This window comes from Marinomonas communis, assembly GCF_004363305.1.
In the GTDB taxonomy this organism is placed as follows: Bacteria; Pseudomonadota; Gammaproteobacteria; order Pseudomonadales; family Marinomonadaceae; genus Marinomonas; species Marinomonas communis.
In genome coordinates this window covers 36,412-55,691 of record NZ_SNZA01000008.1, presented here as the reverse complement: position 1 = coordinate 55,691, position 19,280 = coordinate 36,412, and the positions used below count along the sequence as shown (strand labels likewise).

Genomic DNA, 19,280 nt, shown 5'->3' with positions numbered 1-19,280 from the left:
TTTCGCTCTCTCTAGTTAACCACTAAATCGTCGCGATGAATCAGTTCAGGTTCGCCTTCGTAGCCTAGGATAGCAGCTCGCTCCGTCGACGGCTTACCCAGCAGTTTTAGCGTTTCTGCAATGCTGTAGTTAATCAGGCCGCGGGCGACAATATGACCTTGTTGGTCAACACACATCACCATATCACCACGGGAAAACGAACCCTCAGCATCTTTGACTCCAACTGGCAACAGGCTTGTTCCCGACTGACGCAGTGCACGCACAGCACCATCATCCAGGATCAAGGTACCACGGCTCTTAAGGTGACCGGCCAACCACTGTTTGCGAGCCGACAAACGGTCATGCTCAGGCTGCAGCCATGTACCAAGATCTTCGCCATTGGCCACTCGCAAGATAACACTGCCTTCTCGACCTGATGCAATCACCGTATGAGCACCGGATCGTGCGGCAAGTCGCGCTGCACGTACTTTCGTTAACATGCCACCGGTCCCAAGAACCCCTGCACCACCACTAGCCATCGCATCCAAACTTTCATCGCTAGCTGAAGCATGCGAGATTAATGTTGCATCTTTATGATCACGAGGGTTTTTATCAAACAAACCCTTTTGGTCGGTTAAAATAATCAACGCATCGGCTTCAACGAGGTTTGCCACCAACGCCCCTAAGGTATCGTTATCACCAAAGCGAATTTCATCGGTTACAACCGTGTCATTTTCATTAACAATGGGTACAACACCGAGGTTTAGTAGCGTCCGCAATGAAGATCGAGCGTTTAGATAACGGCGGCGATTAGACAAATCCTCATGAGTTAATAGGATTTGGGCGGTACACAACCCATGTACTTCAAAGTGAGATTCGTAAACGCCTACAAGCTCCATTTGGCCAACGGCCGCTGCTGCTTGCAATTCGTTTACCTGGGTCGGTCGTGAGGAGAAGCCTAGGCGTTTCATACCAGCAGCAATAGAACCCGAAGATACCAATACCACCTCTTTACCCTGTGCACGAAGCTGTGCAATTTGGGCCACCCATAGGCCAATATTGCCGACATCAAGACCTTGGCCATCGTTCGTCAATAAAGCACTGCCTATTTTCACAACCACTCGCTGAGCGGATGCAATCTTCTCTCTCATGTCCATTTACTGCTTATCTCACTATAAATTAACGAACGTACTCTACGTCCACATCGTAATCGTCATCATCGAAGTCATCGTCATCTTCTTGCGCAGCATTACGGCGGTTGGCACGCAATAGACGAATACGCTCACGACCCTCTTCATCAATCAGATCACGAACAGCCCTCTCTTCGGCTTGCGCATTTTCGTCGTTCGCCAAGTTCTCACGCATTTCTTCTAGCGCAGTCATTAGGTCAAGACATAGCACCTCTGTGCCTTCGCCAGAGATCGCTGAAATACGGTACGTTTTACCTTCCCAGCCCAACGCATCGATCACCGCTTGGCAACGCTCTTCGCGCTCATCTTCAGGCACCATATCCAGCTTGTTAAGCACCAACCAACGATCACGCTTCTCAGCCAAAGTAGGTGAGAACTCATGCAGTTCGTTCACAGCGATAACGGCTGCTTGATCTGGAGTAATTTCGTCCCAAGGCGCCATATCAACAATGTGCAACAAGATACGGTTACGCACCAAGTGCTTCAAGAAACGGATACCTAGACCCGCGCCTTCTGCTGCCCCTTCGATAATCCCCGGAATATCAGCAATGACGAAGCTTTGGTGCTTCTTAACTTTTACTACACCAAGGTTTGGCACCAAAGTCGTGAACGGGTAATCCGCCACTTTTGGCTTGGCAGACGATACTGAACGAATAAACGTCGATTTACCCGCGTTTGGCAAGCCTAACAAACCAACATCTGCCAACACTTTCATTTCAAGCTTAAGGTTACGCTCTTCACCCACAGTACCTTTTGTCGTCTGACGAGGGGCACGGTTAGTACTCGACTTAAAGCGCGTATTACCTAAACCTTTGTGACCACCTTGTGCCACTTTCAAGCGCTGACCAATAGAAACCAAGTCACCTAGTGTTTCGCCAGTGTCTTCATCGATCACTGTCGTACCCACTGGCACTTTGACCTCTAGATCTGCACCTTTAGAACCTGTCATATCACGACCCATGCCGCCTTGACCGTTCTCTGCGATGTACTTCTTGGTAAAACGGAAGTCAATCAAGGTATTAAGCGACTCATCTGCCACCAAATACACACTACCACCGTCACCACCGTCACCGCCGTCCGGACCGCCTTTCGCAACAAACTTTTCACGCCAGAAGCTTAAAGCGCCGTTACCACCTTTACCTGCGCGAACGTAAATCGTGGCTTCATCAACAAATTTCACAAAATCACCTCTTAGGTGCGTTATCAGAACTCAGTGGCTCTGATTATAGAATTTTTCCAAAAAAAAAGCCCCGCATTGCGGAGCTCTTTTTTGTGATTCGCGAAGCGATTAAGCAGCAGCTACGACAGAAACTGTACGACGCTTGAACTTACCTTTAACTTCGAATTTCACTTGACCTTCAGCAACTGCGAATAGAGTGTGGTCTTTACCAACACGTACGCCTTCACCAGCGTGGAATTCAGTACCACGTTGACGAACTAGAATGTTACCTGGTACAACAACTTGGCCGCCAAAGCGTTTAACACCTAAGCGTTTCGACTGACTGTCGCGACCGTTTTTAGTACTACCACCAGCTTTTTTGTGAGCCATGATTTACTCCTAAATATTGAATCTTTAAACGCTTAAATTACTTGATACCAGTAATTTTAACTTCTGTGAACCACTGACGGTGACCCGCGCGTTTCATAGAGTGCTTACGACGACGGAATTTCAAGATCTTAACCTTGTCACCACGGCCGTGAGCAACAACTTCAGCTGTTACTTTAGCGCCTTCAACAACTGGCGCGCCAACTTTAACGTCGTCGCCGTTGCTTACAAGAAGAACTTCGTCGAACTCAACAGCAGAACCAGCTTCGATTGCTAGTTTTTCTACTTTAAGCGTTTGACCTTCTTGTACACGGTATTGCTTACCGCCTGTTTTGATCACTGCAAACATTTTCTATCTCCAAATGAATTTGCCCGGCTACTGGATTGTATTTGACCTACTTCTAGTGGCTCATAAATGTAATCCCTTCAAGGAGTTACACTTCACCATATGATAGGGAGCAAAAATGTGGGCAAATCGGACGCCGAATTGTACAAAAGAGAACCAGCAAACACAACCTAATTCGCGCTGTGATCAGTATTTTTACGGTTTTGGGTTGACCCCGTGTAGGAGCTTACCTAGCATGGACGCCTCTTGCTGCTCAGCTTGACTATATTTTAGCTTCGGAAGTTCCATGCAACCTACTAATTTTCATGACGTGGTGGCCGATGAGTTCGGTCAGGTAAATGATTACATCCTTTCGCAACTTAAGAGCGAAATCCCTCTAATCGAACAGATTGGTTACTACATTATCAGCAATGGCGGTAAACGTTTACGCCCTTTAATGGTTCTGTTGGCGGCCCGCGCCGCTCAGCCAGCTAGCGGCCTGACCGAATCGACGCTTAGCAACGCGGTGAAAATGGCCTCTATCATCGAATTTATTCATACCGCAACGCTGCTTCACGATGATGTGGTGGATGAATCCGATATGCGCCGCGGCAAAAAAACAGCCAATGAAGAATGGGGCAATGCACCAAGCGTGCTAGTGGGTGACTTCCTATACACTCGCGCATTCCAAATCATGGTAGATGTTGGCAGTTTCCAATGTATGGAAATCCTGTCCGGCACCACCAACATTATTTCCGAAGGCGAAGTACAGCAGTTAATTAACTGTGGCGATCCCGACACAACCGAAGAAAGCTACATCAAAGTCATCCAATACAAAACCGCGAAACTGTTTGAAGGTGCGGCACTTTGCGGCGCAGTAGTCGCTGAAGCCAGCCATGAACACCAAGAAGCCCTGCGCCAATATGGTATGTATGTCGGCACAGCCTTTCAGTTAATCGATGACGTGATGGATTACGTATCCACCGCTGAAGAGATGGGCAAAAGCGTGGGAGACGACCTTGCAGAAGGCAAGCCAACCCTACCGCTTATCTATACTATGAAACATGGCACTGAAGAGGCAGCACAGCGTGTGCGCGCGGCTATCGAAAGCGGTGGTTTGGAAAACCTAGATGCGATTTTGGCAGATGTAAGAGCATGTGGCGCGATCCAGTACACAGAAGACAAAGCCGTCGAGCAATCTGAGCTGGCCATCCAAGCGATCGCCAACCTACCAGAGAGTGAGTACAAGTCCGCGCTCGAAACTCTAGCGCAAGCCGCCGTCAATCGTCGAAATTAATAACAAAGCCCGAGTGCTGCAGCGCTCGAATCTCATCGACATTTTGATCGATCAGCGCACGCACTAAGCGTGCGCTTTGCGTTGGATATTGCATCATAAAGCAATGTCCACCTCGCACTTCTACGAAGCGAATATCCGAACCCTCTTGCCGAATACGTTGATAAGACTGCTGGAATACATCAAGGGTCTGAGTTCCCCAAACAATATAAGTTGGCGTTTTTAACTTCGGAATGTCGCGCCATAGCATTTCGGGCGCACTACCAAATACGGCGGCCTCTAACCAAGGCGGGCAACATAGATGGCGCTCCCCTGTCTGGGTTTCATAGGTAGAAAAGTTCACATAGTCTTCTAAACAACGCTCTTCCCAGCCAACAAACGTACCACGTCCTCTTAATTGCTCACAGGCATCCTGCATCGAAGGCCAAGTTGTTCGACGTCGCTCTGTTTGTCTAACCAACATTGATTGTTGCCGCTTTTCCTGTTCATTGGCATGCATTAATTGCTCAATCATTTCTTCAGGATACAAAGCTGGATCTAACAAAACCGTTTGCTCGAAGAGTTGAGGGTTTCGGATACTCATAAGCAAAGTCATGCAGCCACCAAAACTATGCCCTACCCCCACCAACGAGCGCCATTGAGGCTGAACTAGCTGCTCCAAGACAGACTGAAATCGTTTTGAGGAAGCCTCCCAACCAACAAAATCTTCCCCAGCAGGAGATAAGCCATGCCCCGCCGCGTCCTGCAAAATCATTCCACTTTGTTCGGCTAGTGACTCGAGCAAAGCACTGTAAGTGCGTACTGCAAATCCATTACCATGTAAAAAATGCAATACCTGCTCTGCCCCATCCAGCGCCCTCGTTTGCACCGAAAGCTGGCCGCTATCGACAGGGTAAACTTGCTGCGAATACGATAATTGCCCCACTTTAACTCCTATAACAAATATTCTAATGGCCATATATTCGAGGGGCGTCACTCCCTAATCAATAGTAATCGTTGTCACTAGCGCATGTAAATTTTGCTCATGCGTCACGTAAATACACAAAAAAAACGCACTTTTACCGACTCGAAATTGGTTTTTTTCCGCACAAACATTCATATTACTGGCCTGAACCGATATAATCCCATGGATTTTCATACTGCTAACTGGACCACACACTCAATTACGCCATGATCGTAAACTTGGGGTGTTGGATATAGGACTATAATGACTACAGCTTCATCGTTTGAAAAAGACGAACTTTTAAAGTGCGGCTACGGCGAAATGTTTGGTGCAGGAAACGCTCAGCTTCCTGTTGGTAACATGCTCATGCTTGACCGAATCACTCGCATCTCTACAGAAGGCGGAGAATTCGGTAAAGGCGAAATCATTGCTGAATTGGATATCAATCCAGACCTTTGGTTCTTTGAGTGCCACTTCCCTGGCGACCCAGTCATGCCAGGCTGCTTAGGTCTTGATGCAATGTGGCAACTAGTCGGCTTCTTCCTGGGTTGGAAGGGCAACAAAGGTCGCGGTCGTGCACTGGGATCTGGCGAGGTGAAATTCACTGGACAAATCCTGCCAACGGCTAAAAAAGTAACGTTCCGAATTAACCTGAAGCGTGTAATCGAACGCAAGCTTGTGATGGGTATTGCGGACGGAAGTGTTTCTGTTGATGGTCGTGAAATCTACACTGCGAAAGATCTTCGTGTAGGCTTATTCACATCAACTGATAACTTCTAAACAGATTATAAAGAGTATAAGAGGCAACATTAGTTATGCGTCGTGTAGTTGTAACTGGCCTAGGCATTGTTAGCTGCCTTGGCAATGACAAACAGACAGTTCTTGAGTCACTACGTGAAGGCCGTTCAGGCATCCGTTTCGCAGAAGACTACAAAGAACAAGGTTTCCGTAGCCACGTATGTGGTCGTATTGACCTAGATGATTCAGGTATCGACCGTAAAGTTCGTCGTTTCATGGGCGATGCAGCAACATACGCTTATGTATCAATGGAGCAAGCAATTGCTGATGCTGGTTTAAGCGAAGATCAAGTATCTAACATCCGTACTGGCCTGATCGCTGGTTCTGGCGGCGCTTCGGCGAAAAACCTTGTAGAGTCTGCTGACACACTACGCGCGAAAGGCGTTAAGCGTGTTGGCCCATACCGTGTTACTCAGACTATGGGTAGTACTGTATCTGCGTGTCTTGCGACACCATTCAAAATCAAAGGTGTGAACTACTCGATCACTTCTGCATGTTCTACTAGTGCACACTGTATCGGTAATGCAATGGAGCTTATCCAACTAGGTAAGCAAGACGTTGTGTTCGCAGGTGGCGGCGAAGAAGAAAGCTGGACTCAAACCTGTATGTTCGATGCGATGGGTGCGCTGTCTTCTAAATACAACGAGACTCCTGAAAAAGCGTCTCGTGCTTACGATGCCAACCGTGATGGCTTCGTTATCGCTGGCGGTGGCGGCATTCTAGTCCTTGAAGAACTAGAACACGCTAAAGCTCGTGGTGCGAAAATCTACGCTGAAGTCGTTGGTTACGGTGCAACATCTGACGGTTACGACATGGTAGCTCCTTCTGGTGAAGGTGCTGTTCGTTGTATGCAGATGGCAATGAGCACTATTGATGGCAAAATTGACTACATCAACACCCACGGTACTAGTACACCTGCAGGCGATATGAAAGAGCTTCAAGCTGTACGTGAAACATTCGGTGACGACATTCCTAAAGTGAGTTCGACTAAGTCTCTTTCTGGTCACTCACTAGGTGCAGCCGGTGTTCATGAAGCGATTTACAGCCTACTGATGATGGAAAACGATTTCATCTGTGCTTCTGCGAACGTGGATGAGCTTGACCCAGAAGCAGGTAACATTCCTGTTGTCACATCTCGTGAAGACAATGCAGACCTGAAACTGATCATGTCTAACAGCTTCGGTTTTGGTGGTACTAACGCGAGTTTGGTATTCAAGAAGTACGAAGGCTAATTGCTTTTAATAAGCCCAAAAAAACCGCACAATGTGCGGTTTTTTTTCGTCTACGATAGTCTTTTACAGCGATATTATGGGTGTTTGCGCATGGTCTCGCGCATCCACGTCTCCATTTCTTCATGAATCTGGTTGGTATCTTTACCTTCCACATCAATCAAAGAGCCAATCACTACCGTGATCGTTCCCGGATAACGACGCCATGTACGCCCTGGCCAAACATGCCCCGCATTATGCACCACTGGTAAAATAGGCGTCTTAGTAGACGCTGCAAGCATCGCCGCCCCTTTGTTAAAGTCACGCTCTTTGCCTGGGATGGTGCGTGTTCCTTCTGGAAAAATCAGCACTGAACGACCAGCCTGAATACGCTCTTTACCTTGCTTTAGAATTTGCTTCAAAGCACCAGCTCGTTTAGACCGGTCAATCGCAATAGGCTGCACCATTTTCAACCCCCAGCCAAAGAAGGGTATCGACAGCAACTCTTGTTTAAGCACCGTCGAAATAGGCGTTTTCAAAACCTGCAGTAAGTACGTCTCCCACTCACTTTGATGGTTGGCTGCTAAGACCACTGGCTGGTTTTTCGCCGGTAAATTTTCTCGGCCAATCACCTCGATCTTCACGCCAACCACAACGCGAAACAGAAACAGCAAGATATGATTATGAACATTTAGCACGGGTTGGCGCCAGCTAGGTGGTAGCACCCAAGCAAGCACTGGTGCCAACAAGCCAGTAAAGCCTGTTAGCACCCCATAGCATATTGCAAACAGTATTGAGCCAAGCAGAGCTCTCAGCGAATTCCTAGATTTCATGAAACGCAAAACTCCATATTTTAGTGAGATGAAAGGCCACGCTCTTGTTGTTGAATTAAAGGGTTTGCATACATGCGCAGAACTGTTTCCCTTAACTCTTCTGGACAGGTCGTCATGTACTCATCAAATACAGAGTCGCCTGTAGGCTCTCCATTTAACATTTTCAATGCCGCTTCATTTGTGGACTGAATCGCATAGGAGCCGATAATTTGACGGTCAACTTCCGCCACCATCTCATCAGGCGTTGCACAGTTATGATCGATCACATCACCAAACGTAACGATCACTTTCCCCTTGCGACCAACAATACCTTTACGAATACTGTCAATGTCTTCAAATTCAGCTTTCTGATATGAGCCTGTTGTGGATTTCTCATGCAGCTCGCGCGCTTTATCAAAGGCACAAGGGTCGTATTCATAAGAAATCGAAACAGGTACGATTTTGAGATTTTGCATGGCTTCAGGAAATGCCACTTTCTGCTTTTTCTGACTCATGAAAAACATCTTAATAATCGCAGGATCAGTTTGATCAAGACCGTCTTTCGCACGCCCTTCTTTCTGAGCGATCCAGATATTACAATGCTCTTGGGTCAGAGAGTGGGTGATGTAATCCGATAGCTGACCAAAAGCCGCCATCATTTCACGTACCCCATTCACTGAACGCTTCACAATAAAGCTCTTATTCAAGCGCATCAGATCCGAAACGAATGGACGGCGTAACAAGTTGTCCCCTATCGCAATGCGAACCGTATCCAAGCCATTAAGATATAAGCCGTAGTTCACAAAGGCAGGATCCATGGCGATATCACGGTGATTAGATAAGAAAAGGTAGCCTTCATTCTTAGCAAGCTTTTCAATACCGCGATATTCCACATTGCTTGTAGTGGTTTTGATCATACGCTCCATGTAGTCGGCCACTTGCATCTGGAATGCGTGCACATCATTAATTTTACGCACTTCCTTTTGCAAAACGTGCTTAACGACCATCGCTAAGAATCCACGTGTCCACTGTGGCCATTTAGTAAATTTAAAGCCGACAATCGTATCGATAAAATCGGGGGTATTTACTAAATTTTGCAACACCCCGGCGACCTCATCGTCGTTGTAAGGGCGTATATCATGAAACTGATCCATTGAATTATCCATTCAGATTTAAATTATCGTTATGATTATAAAGTACAAACCTCGAAACCGGCCTCTTCTAGCATGGCTTTGTTAGAAGTGGCAGTTACGACAGCTGTATTTTCATTCTCTTTTGTTAAATAGAGTTTTGCGACGCGTTTTAAGTCGTCAACGGTTACCCCTAAAACACCTGCACGGAAGGCCTCACGGTATTCACGTGTACGATGATGCAACTGCTGGAAGAAGTCGCTTTGCGCTTCACCTGCAGGGGAGCCAGGTTTATCCATCGAGCCAATCACGCCTAATACCGCTTCTTCCAGTGCATCATGGGAGTGCTCATTGGCCAGTAGCCAGTCAATCGATGCATCGAAATCCGCGAGTGTTTCTAATAAACGTGGATCACGGTAAGAATAGAAGCGGAATGCACCACAGCTGGCATCAAACGTTGCACCACCACCGTAAGCGCCACCTTGCTCTCGAATGGCGCGGTGAAGGAAACCATTGCGTAAGAAGCCACCCAGCACGGTTAATACAGGTACGTCCGGATGCTCACCAGACACCGCTTTAAAGGCTTTGGCACAGAAGCTTACTTGCGTTGCTGTTACCCAAGCTTGCTTGATCGTCTTATCTATCGCAGGCAATGAGAAATGCGACAACTGCTCATGGTTCGCAACACCAGCCCACATCGGTGTGATGGCTTCTAACAGCGCGTCTTTATGATGCGGCTCAGCCACCAAGAGTACTTGCTTAGCCGCGCCAGCAAGTTTGCTGTGGATAGATTGTAAGGTTGTGCACAGGTCTGTCATCGCCTGAGGGTCTGCTTTAAGAGCATCATCCAAGGCAATCACATCTCGAATACCGCTCATACCGCCCCATGCTTCTTGCTGAGCAGATAAGCCAGACATACCACTGGATGCAGCACTCATCGCTAACGAGTGACCTTGACCGGTGATCGAACGTTCACGACGGGCACGACGCTGAGCAATCAGCTCTTTAATACGACCTGTTTCATCAAAACGTACGTCGTTAAAGGTTTGCGCCATCAGCTCTGTCATCGCTGCCGCATTTGGCACCAAGGCTTTTGAACTCAATACGAAGTAACCATTCACACGCTGTTTGTCGATCAATTCAGGACGAATCGATGATGACGCACCTAGGCCGCCACATACTTGAGCTTGGCGAGATTGAATCGCTAGGTAGTCTTGTTCACCAACACCCAATTCCGTCACAAGGTAGCTGTATACAGGAAGAAGCTGTGTTTCTTCTTCGGTCAATGCCGGTAATTCCGTGACAAGCTGTTGATAAACTAGACCGTTTGTTCCTTGTGGATAGAAGGTAATTGGCAAAGTTTCAGAGACTTTTTCGTTCTCATATTCCGGTAAACGCGCAGGCACATCTTCAAGGCCGACTTTCGGCAAGATGCTCATATCGTCTACTTGCTCTTGGCGTGCTTTCAACGCTTGGCTACGCTCGATGATATGCTGTTTCTGTTCTTCGCTTAGGCCTGCTTTGATTTTGCTTAGGCGATCTTTTTCCGCTTGGTTGCGGCGTGTTTCTAGCGCTTCGTCAGGGCTCAGGGTTAATGTCACACGATGTGCATTTGACAGTAATAGGTCACGCACTAAGGTTGGGATGTAGTCTTTGTGTAAGACCTTTTCACGCATGCTCTCAATCACAGGATCAAGGTCAAGCTGAGCGATGACATCACCTTGGTGTACCGCGGTAGACAGTGCCGTCAAAATCAACTGTAAACCATATGGGTAGCTGTCGCCCCCGATTTCACGCTGACTCAACTCAAGCTGATGCAACATCGCTTCTACCATGTCTTGATCAACGCCATTTTCAGCGATGTCTTCAAGGGTTTGTAGAATCAAAGCTTCCACTTGCGGCGCGTTTTCACGCTTAACACCTTCAAGGCCACACATGAAGCTCATTTCTTTGTTGCTGTCTTCAAGGCCACACATTGGCGATGGCGAAGCACCTAATTCAGAGTTTTCCAGCACACGACGCAGTGGTGAAGCCGAGTTATCTAGCAGCACACTCGAAAGTAGCTGCGCTTCAAATTGCTGAGCAAGATCGATGCTTTCACCCAATAACCAGCCAACTACAACGTGACTGCCATCTTCCTTCGCTTCATCAATCGCATAGCCTTCTTCAACACGAACTGGCGAGAAGTAACGCTTAGCGTTTGGCACACTTACTTGATCATCTAAACGCTCAAAGCGGCTTAAGACCTTGCTTTCGAATTCGGCTTGCAGCTCTTCTGCTGGGATATCACCGAACGTCATAAAGACTGCATTCGATGGGTGGTAATGCTTACGGTAGAACGCCATCAGATCATCGTAAGATAGATCAGGAATATCGGTTGGCTCACCACCTGAGTTAAAGTGGTAGGTGTTGCTTGGGCATAGATATTTGGTCAGGGCTTGCCATAACACAGAGGTTGGCGAACTCATCGCGCCTTTCATTTCGTTGAATACAACGCCTTTGAAGGTCAACTCTGACTCAGCATTGGTTGGCTCGGCAAACTCTAAGCGATGCCCTTCCTGGGAAAAATCCAATGGATCTAGACGTGAGAAGAACACGGCATCTAGATAAACATCCAAAAGGTTACGGAAGTCTTTTTTGTTCTTGCTGGCAAATGGATAAGCCGTCCAATCCGATGACGTGAAAGCGTTCATAAAGGTATTCAATGAGCGACGAATCATCATAAAGAATGGATCGCGCACAGGGAAACGCTCAGAACCACAAAGAACCGTGTGTTCAAGAATATGCGCCACACCGGTAGAATCCGTCGGCACGGTTTTTAGGCCAACTAAAAATACGTTTTCATCGTTGTCAGAGGCAATATGAAAATGCTTCGCGCCCGTTACCTTATGTTCGTATTCCTGTACTGTGACGTCCAGCGCTTCGATAAATTCACTGCGAATCGCGGTAAATGCTGGGTGGTGTGCATTTTTCGTGGTCATAAATTACCCCTGTTAAAATCTTTTCTATTACTAGAATCATTGGGCGATTTAGCCCTAATCTCAAGCAATAAAGCGTGTAAATTATATCAAGATTGTGATTTTATCGGCACTGATATAAAGCGCCTATCTTTAACGCTTTTGGTGACGCTCCCAGTTTTCCAATCGAGCCTTCTCACTCTTTTTGAACAGCACATAAACCGCGCCCAAACCACCGTGATGACGCTGGGCGGAATGAAAGGCCATAACGTCGTCTAAGTCGCGTAGCCACTTATTGATAAAACTCTTAATGGTTGCTTGATCCTGCGGATCAGGGGTTCGATCCCCTTTACCATGCACAATGACACCAACCCTGATGTCATGGCGCATGCAATCCTCCACAAACTGAAATACATCGCGACGGGCTTGTTCAACGGTTCTTCTGTGCAAATCCAACCTGGAATCAATTGGGTATTTGCCTTGACGCAAGCGCTTAAACACACCGTCTTGAACACCGTCTTTTTTGTATTCGAGCATGTCATTTGGATCAACTCGTTCAACGTAGTCTTTCGACAAATGATTACGGTCTTCCACTTTGGCAATCAAAGCCGCTTTCTGACGCTCTGAATAATCCACACCACCTTGCTTTTTACCAAGGTAGACTTCCGTTTTTTTTAGTGGCCGGATTCCTTGGACCTCTTCCGCGAATAAAGAGAAATCATCGTCCTCTTGCATACGTTACCTCAACACTCATTGCCTCTACCCTTTTTTAAGACAACTTAATACAGCAAAGGCTCCCTCAGGAGCCCTGTCAGCAACGGGTAATACCCCTTATGACGCAAAATGGTGAATGCCTACAGCAACCAACAAGGCGATTTAAAAGACTGAACATTATATCAGCATAGTCATTCAACGACTAATGGCTGCTATTTTGCCATTTTACTGGTGCTCTTTTTCAACGAACCAGAAAACTGAAAAATTAAAAATCCCATCAAAGAAAGCAGAATGGCGATTTCGTAGCGACTGTAGGCCACCGCCACACCGATCGCCCCCGTGTTCCAGATCCCTGCGGCAGTCGCTGTACCAGAAACTGAATCACCACTTTTAAAAATGGCTCCGCCACCAATAAATCCCATCCCGGTAATAACGGCATACATGACACGGGCCTCCGCATCGGATCCTTCATAGACACTCATCCCGACCAACATAAACGAGCAAGACGCGATGGTAACCAAGGGAAACGTTCTCAACCCAGCACCACGATCATGATGCTCACGATTAAATGCGATAGGCAAAGACAGTAAAAAAGCTAAGCCCAATTGGGTTAGGTGATGCAAAATCAAAGCAAAGTCCAAATCCAGCATAAATTCCATCCTTCAAATAACATTCTATTTAAGCTAGAGACTTTTTCATGCGAAGGATAGGTCTGCCATCGGATTCCACTCTATATACGAAAAAGGGCCACATTCTCCGTGGCCCTTTTTATCCATTCACCGATTTTGTCTTTGATCAGAACGGGATGTCGTCGTCAAAGTCGTCAAAGCTTGGTGCTGGCTGCTGTGGCTTAGCAGGCTCTGGCGCTTTTGGTTGTGCAGGAGCTTGCTGTGGTTGATTACCCCAGCTACCAAATGATTGAGGTTGCGCTGCGGGTGCTGCTTGTTGAGGCTGACCATAGCCACTTTGAGCAGGCTGCTGACCGTAGCCACCCTGCTGAGGCTGTTGTGCTGGTTGCTGAGGTGCTGAGCCGTAACCACCTTGTTGTGGTGCTGACTGCTGAGGCTGACCACCGCCGTAACCGCCGCCCATGTTGTTGTCATAACCACCCTGTTGGCCATCTGCTCGGCCGTCCAGAAGTTGCATTTCGTTAGCAACGATCTCAGTGGTATAACGTTTGATGCCGTCTTTCTCCCACTCGCGCGTACGCAAAGAGCCTTCGACGTACACTTTCGAACCTTTCTTGATGAAGTCGCCAGCAATCTGGCCCAGGCGATAATTACCACGGTCCATAAAGGCAACACGGTGCCATTCTGTGCGCTCTTGCATTTGACCTGTTTGGCGATCGCGCCAGCTCTCTGTCGTTGCCAAGTTAACATTTGCAACGGCTGCACCTGATGGCATGAAACGCACTTCTGCATCGCTGCCAGCGTTGCCAATCAAGATTACTTTATTTACTCCACGTGCCATGACGCTACTCCAATAATATTTTCAGTACTGATTGATACTAGATTACTTTACATGCGGCACAATGCGCTGCAACGCAGCTTTATCAAGCTGCTTTTTGTCTACTTTCAAATAAGCGGTCTGCTCATCCATAAATATTTGCATGTCTTCCACTCCTTGGATTGCCATGATTTCTTCGGTTAATTGCTGCACATCGTCTTCGGTGTGTGCAACAACACTAAAAGCCATACTGGTTACTTGCTTTGGGGTTGGCTGCCACGCGCTGACCACTGCCCAAAGTAACCAAATACCGCCAATAATACTAAACAGCATAGTCATCGAGGTATTTTGTAGTAACCAACCTCCACCTGCTCCACCAACAAAGGCGCCCATAAACTGATGAGTTGAAAAGACCCCCATAGCGGTACCGCGGTATCCTACTGGTGCCAATTTACTAACAACAGAAGGCAACGTAGCTTCGAGCGTGTTAAATGCGACAAAGAACAAGCATACAGTAACGCCAAACAGCCATACGTTAGATGCCCACTCCATCGCCACCGTCGCTAGACCAATTATAGTGATCACAATGGTTAACACATGCTTCATTAAGCCTTTTGCTTCCGCAGCAATGACCAACGGTAACATAAGCACAAAGGCTGCGCCCATGACCAGCAAATATAAAATACTGTGTTGCCCTAGGGTCAGCCCATAGCGATGAATCAATAGGCTTGGAATCGCAACGAACAGGGCTGTTAAACTGCCATGTAGTAGAAACACACTGATGTTTAAAAAGCGCAGGCGCCCATTACGCAATACATCTTTTAATGCTACCAAACTTGGGGTCGTATCACGCTTAAACGTATGTTCCGTCACATTAGGGACAGCCCATACGATTAATCCCATACCCACAATAGAGAAGGCAAAAGATAGATAGAACAGCCCTGCTAAGCCAACCCATTGAAACAGAACTGGCCCCAGTATTAAGGACAACATAAACGATGCACCGATACTGATCCCGACCATCGCCATGGCTTTAGTACGATTTTGCTCTTTGGTCACATCGCTCAGCAACGCCATTAATGTACTGGCAATCGCGCCAGCGCCTTGTACCGCTCGACCGATAATCAAAGTGGCAATACTGTCAGCGTGAGCACAAATGATGCTACCTAGTGCAAACAGCAACAATCCAAATAGTATGACCCGCTTACGTCCTAGCTTATCGGACAACATCCCCATTGGGATTTGCAGTGAAGCTTGTGTAAAACCATAAATCCCAATTGCCGCACCAATCAATGCAGCATCCGCTCCATCTAAGCCATCCGCAGCGACACTGATAACAGGCATAATTAGAAACAGCCCAAGCATACGGAATAAATAAACCATTGCTAAGGCTAAAACTGAGCGGCGTTCGATAACATCCATAAGTGCGACTGCTTGCGTAATTGAGAGACGATTATTGAAAGATCGCAGATTTTACTAAAAATACCGTTGAAGCTCTATTTTAACTACTGTAAAAATAGACAGTTATTCTTGTTTGAATGACTTTTTCCTTGGTTGCATTACATTTTGGAGACTCATGGACACTATAACCCTTCGCGGCGCACGGACCCACAATCTTAAAAACATCGATTTGGACATTCCTCGCGACAAACTAGTGGTCATCACCGGCCTATCAGGGTCCGGTAAATCATCACTGGCATTCGATACTTTGTATGCGGAAGGGCAACGTCGCTACGTTGAATCACTTTCAACTTATGCTCGTCAATTCTTGTCCATGATGGAAAAGCCAGACATCGACCACATTGAAGGCTTATCCCCTGCGATTTCGATTGAGCAAAAATCCACATCACATAACCCGCGCTCAACAGTGGGCACCATTACTGAAGTGTACGATTATCTGCGCTTACTCTATGCTCGCGCTGGCCAACCACGCTGTCCAGATCACGGTGAACCGTTGGAAGCGCAAACCATCAGCCAGATGGTCGACAAGGTTTTATCGCTGCCAGAAGAAAGCAAAATGATGATGCTCGCACCGATCATCAAAGATCGTAAAGGTGAGCACCTTCATACCATCAGTGAATTACTCTCTAAAGGTTTTGTCAGAGCGCGTATCGATGGCATTGTTGTAGACTTGGACGATGCTCCAGCTCTGGAGAAGAACAAAAAGCACACCATAGAAGTCGTCATCGATCGCTTTAAAGTACGCTCTGATTTACAGCTTCGTTTAGCAGAGTCTTTTGAAACCTGTTTATCTCTCTCAGATGGCATCGCGAAGGTCATCAATATGGATGATGAAAAGGATGAACTGGTTTTCTCAAGTAAGTTTGCCTGCCCAGTTTGTGGTTACGCGATTACGGAACTTGAACCTAGGCTGTTTTCATTCAACAACCCTAATGGTGCTTGTCAGACCTGTGACGGACTTGGCACACAGCAGGCATTTGATGCAGACCGAGTTATCCAAGATGAGAACTTAACGCTGGGTGAAGGCGCTATCCGAGGTTGGGGTCGCCGCAGCATTTTCTATTTCCAACAACTCAATGCGCTGGCTAACTTCTATGGCTTTGATATTGATACAAAATTCAAAGACATCCCTAAAGCCTATCAAGACAAAATCTTAAATGGCTCCGGAAAAGATAAGATCGACTTTGTCTACATCAATGAACGTGGCGACAAGATGACACGCTCACATGTATTTGAAGGGGTATTGCCTAATTTAAACCGACGTTACCACGAAACTGAATCTGACAGCGTCCGTGACGATCTATCGCAATACATTAGCACCAAACCATGCCCAAGCTGCCATGGCACACGCTTAAACAAAGCGGCTCGTAATGTGTTTATTGACGATGAGACTCTGCCCGATATTGTCAAAAAGCCAATTGCTGAATGCCTAGAATACTTCGAACAGCTGCAGCTAACGGGCGCTAAAGGTGAGATCGCAGCCAAGATTCTCAAGGAAATTCGCGATCGACTAAGCTTCCTTGTGAATGTAGGACTGGATTACCTTACTCTAGACCGTAAGGCTGACTCACTTTCAGGCGGGGAAGCACAGCGAATCCGCTTAGCCAGTCAAATCGGTGCTGGACTTGTTGGGGTGATGTACATCCTTGATGAGCCCTCCATTGGATTGCACCAGCGCGATAACGAACGCTTAATAAGTACGTTAACTCGCTTAAGAGACTTGGGGAATACCGTCATCGTAGTCGAACACGATGAAGACGCCATACGCGTCGCAGATCACCTAATTGATATCGGCCCGGGTGCGGGTGTACACGGCGGTCAAGTAATTGCCTCAGGTACACCGCAAGACATCATGGACTGTGATGCATCGATCACTGGTCAATACTTAACTGGAAAACGAAAAATCGAAGTACCCGCCCTACGCCATCAAGCAACTCAGGGCAAACAGCTTACACTTCATGGGGCTAAAGGGAACAATCTAAACGATGTTACGTTGAATATTCCTGTTGGCGTCATGACCTGTGTAACAGGTGTATCGGGGTCTGGTAAGTCAACTTTGATAAATGGAACACTGTTCCCCTTGGCAGCAACAGCGTTGAATGGCGCAACCACATTAACCACGGCACCACACGAGAAAATCGAGGGATTAGATCATTTTGATAAATGCGTCGATATTGACCAAAGCCCAATCGGCCGAACACCTCGTTCAAACCCTGCGACCTACACAGGGATTTTTACGCCAATGCGTGAACTGTTCTCAGCTACGCAAGAGGCTCGCTCTCGCGGCTACAAACCAGGTCGCTTCTCATTTAATGTGAAAGGAGGCCGCTGTGAAGCCTGTCAGGGTGACGGTGTTATCAAGGTAGAAATGCACTTCTTGCCAGATGTATACGTTCCATGTGATGTATGTAAAGGACAACGTTACAACCGTGAGACCCTGGAAATCACTTACAAAGGCAAAAACATTCACGAATGTTTAGAAATGACGATCGAAGAAGCTCGCGAGTTTTTTGACCCAGTGCCATCCATCGCGCGCAAACTGCAAACACTGATCGATGTTGGCCTTGGCTACATACGTTTAGGGCAAGCGGCAACCACTCTTTCTGGTGGTGAAGCACAGCGAGTGAAACTTGCAAAAGAACTCTCTAAACGCGATACCGGCAAAACCTTATATATCTTAGATGAACCGACAACAGGACTTCACTTTGCAGACATTGAACTTCTGCTATCAGTGCTGCATCGCTTACGCGATCACGGCAATACGATTGTAGTAATTGAGCATAACTTAGACGTCATTAAAACGGCTGATTGGATTGTAGATTTAGGACCTGAAGGCGGTAGTGGCGGAGGCTATATCATTGCCGAAGGAACACCTGAAGCTGTTGCAGAACACAGGACTTCACACACAGCTAGGTTCTTAAAACCAATGCTTTAAATGAGAAATTTGAAGATAAAAAAGGAGCGTAAAGCTCCTTTTTTATTGAAACCCTGTTGGGCATCAGAAACATTCAGACATAAAAAAGCCGAGCTTTTGGCTCGGCTTTTTTTAAGCAAATGCTGTATTACTCAGCGTCTGCAGCTTCCGCAACTGGACGATCAACCAGTTCAACGTAAGCCATAGGTGCATTGTCACCTGCGCGGAAGCCGCATTTTAGAATGCGAACGTAACCACCAGGACGACCTTGGTAACGAGGACCAAGCTCAGAGAACAATTTACCTACTGCATCTTTGCTACGAGTACGAGCAAAGGCTAGGCGACGATTCGCAACGGAATCTTCTTTCGCCAATGTGATCAAAGGCTCAGCAACGCGACGAAGTTCTTTGGCTTTCGGCAACGTAGTCTTAATAACTTCGTGCTCGAATAAAGAAGCAGCCATGTTTTTGAACATCGCTTTACGATGTGAGCTAGTACGGTTTAAGTGACGTCCACTCTTACGATGACGCATTTTACATTCCTTACCAAACTACGGTGGTCAG

Annotated in this window: 17 protein-coding genes; 4 read left to right on the top strand and 13 right to left on the bottom strand. The window is 47.0% G+C overall.

Translation table 11 applies throughout. From position 1 onward, the window contains the following. Window positions 1-11: 11 nt before the first annotated feature. The 4 genes from proB to rplU form a co-directional block, all read right to left on the bottom strand. Window positions 12-1,136 (bottom strand): glutamate 5-kinase, encoded by a 1,125-nt coding sequence (gene proB, locus C8D85_RS17760; protein ID WP_133565247.1) that lies wholly within the window; start codon window positions 1,134-1,136, stop codon window positions 12-14. A gap of 22 nt (window positions 1,137-1,158) precedes the next feature. Then, on the bottom strand, window positions 1,159-2,349 hold the full coding sequence (gene cgtA, locus C8D85_RS17755) for an Obg family GTPase CgtA (RefSeq protein ID WP_133565245.1): 1,191 nt from the start codon (window positions 2,347-2,349) through the stop codon (window positions 1,159-1,161). A 108-nt stretch (window positions 2,350-2,457) separates the two neighbouring features. Further along, complete coding sequence (gene rpmA / locus C8D85_RS17750; RefSeq protein ID WP_055462841.1) at window positions 2,458-2,718, bottom strand: 50S ribosomal protein L27; 261 nt, start codon at window positions 2,716-2,718, stop codon at window positions 2,458-2,460. A 37-nt stretch (window positions 2,719-2,755) separates the two neighbouring features. Then, window positions 2,756-3,064, bottom strand: coding sequence for a 50S ribosomal protein L21 (rplU, locus tag C8D85_RS17745; RefSeq protein ID WP_133565243.1), 309 nt, complete (start codon window positions 3,062-3,064; stop codon window positions 2,756-2,758). A 283-nt stretch (window positions 3,065-3,347) separates the two neighbouring features. On the opposite strand from rplU, the gene ispB reads away from it, so the two are divergent. Next, window positions 3,348-4,337 carry an octaprenyl diphosphate synthase gene (gene ispB / locus C8D85_RS17740; RefSeq protein ID WP_133565241.1) on the top strand — a complete coding sequence of 330 codons (990 nt, stop codon included), beginning with the start codon at window positions 3,348-3,350 and terminating at the stop codon, window positions 4,335-4,337. Here ispB and C8D85_RS17735 read toward each other — a convergent pair. Further along, a complete protein-coding gene (locus tag C8D85_RS17735; protein WP_162847624.1) occupies window positions 4,321-5,259 on the bottom strand; it encodes an alpha/beta fold hydrolase in 939 nt (312 codons plus the stop codon). The two genes, ispB and C8D85_RS17735, sit on opposite strands and share 17 nt — an antisense overlap. A 282-nt stretch (window positions 5,260-5,541) precedes the next feature. On the opposite strand from C8D85_RS17735, the gene fabA reads away from it, so the two are divergent. Together fabA and fabB are read left to right on the top strand one after the other, a co-directional pair. Then, on the top strand, window positions 5,542-6,057 hold the full coding sequence (gene fabA / locus C8D85_RS17730; protein ID WP_133565237.1) for a 3-hydroxyacyl-[acyl-carrier-protein] dehydratase FabA: 516 nt from the start codon (window positions 5,542-5,544) through the stop codon (window positions 6,055-6,057). Between the two features lie 35 nt (window positions 6,058-6,092). Further along, window positions 6,093-7,307, top strand: coding sequence for a beta-ketoacyl-ACP synthase I (fabB, locus tag C8D85_RS17725; protein WP_133565235.1), 1,215 nt, complete (start codon window positions 6,093-6,095; stop codon window positions 7,305-7,307). A 74-nt stretch (window positions 7,308-7,381) separates the two neighbouring features. Here the strand turns inward: fabB and C8D85_RS17720 are convergent, their stop codons facing one another. From C8D85_RS17720 to C8D85_RS17690, 7 genes are all read right to left on the bottom strand, one after another. Then, on the bottom strand, window positions 7,382-8,116 hold the full coding sequence (locus C8D85_RS17720; protein WP_133565233.1) for a lysophospholipid acyltransferase family protein: 735 nt from the start codon (window positions 8,114-8,116) through the stop codon (window positions 7,382-7,384). 20 nt (window positions 8,117-8,136) lie between these two features. Continuing rightward, window positions 8,137-9,249 carry a 1-acyl-sn-glycerol-3-phosphate acyltransferase gene (locus C8D85_RS17715; protein ID WP_133565231.1) on the bottom strand — a complete coding sequence of 371 codons (1,113 nt, stop codon included), beginning with the start codon at window positions 9,247-9,249 and terminating at the stop codon, window positions 8,137-8,139. A 35-nt stretch (window positions 9,250-9,284) separates the two neighbouring features. Further along, the gene (locus tag C8D85_RS17710; RefSeq protein WP_133565229.1) at window positions 9,285-12,206 is read right to left on the bottom strand and encodes an insulinase family protein; all 2,922 of its coding nucleotides are present in this window, start codon (window positions 12,204-12,206) and stop codon (window positions 9,285-9,287) included. Between the two features lie 129 nt (window positions 12,207-12,335). Next, window positions 12,336-12,917 (bottom strand): DNA endonuclease SmrA, encoded by a 582-nt coding sequence (smrA, locus tag C8D85_RS17705; protein ID WP_133565227.1) that lies wholly within the window; start codon window positions 12,915-12,917, stop codon window positions 12,336-12,338. A 191-nt stretch (window positions 12,918-13,108) separates the two neighbouring features. After that, window positions 13,109-13,546 carry an MgtC/SapB family protein gene (locus C8D85_RS17700; protein ID WP_133565225.1) on the bottom strand — a complete coding sequence of 146 codons (438 nt, stop codon included), beginning with the start codon at window positions 13,544-13,546 and terminating at the stop codon, window positions 13,109-13,111. Window positions 13,547-13,691: 145 nt separating this feature from the next. Continuing rightward, entirely contained in the window at window positions 13,692-14,366 is a 675-nt protein-coding gene (ssb, locus tag C8D85_RS17695) for a single-stranded DNA-binding protein (protein ID WP_133565223.1), read from the bottom strand. Between the two features lie 42 nt (window positions 14,367-14,408). Next, window positions 14,409-15,764, bottom strand: a complete 1,356-nt coding sequence (locus tag C8D85_RS17690; protein WP_133565221.1) for an MFS transporter — start codon at window positions 15,762-15,764, stop codon at window positions 14,409-14,411. A 154-nt stretch (window positions 15,765-15,918) separates the two neighbouring features. On the opposite strand from C8D85_RS17690, the gene uvrA reads away from it, so the two are divergent. Further along, the gene (gene uvrA / locus C8D85_RS17685) at window positions 15,919-18,738 is read left to right on the top strand and encodes an excinuclease ABC subunit UvrA (protein WP_133565220.1); all 2,820 of its coding nucleotides are present in this window, start codon (window positions 15,919-15,921) and stop codon (window positions 18,736-18,738) included. A gap of 127 nt (window positions 18,739-18,865) precedes the next feature. Here uvrA and rplQ read toward each other — a convergent pair whose 3' ends face one another. After that, the gene (gene rplQ, locus C8D85_RS17680) at window positions 18,866-19,249 is read right to left on the bottom strand and encodes a 50S ribosomal protein L17 (protein WP_055462827.1); all 384 of its coding nucleotides are present in this window, start codon (window positions 19,247-19,249) and stop codon (window positions 18,866-18,868) included. Window positions 19,250-19,280: the final 31 nt, after the last annotated feature.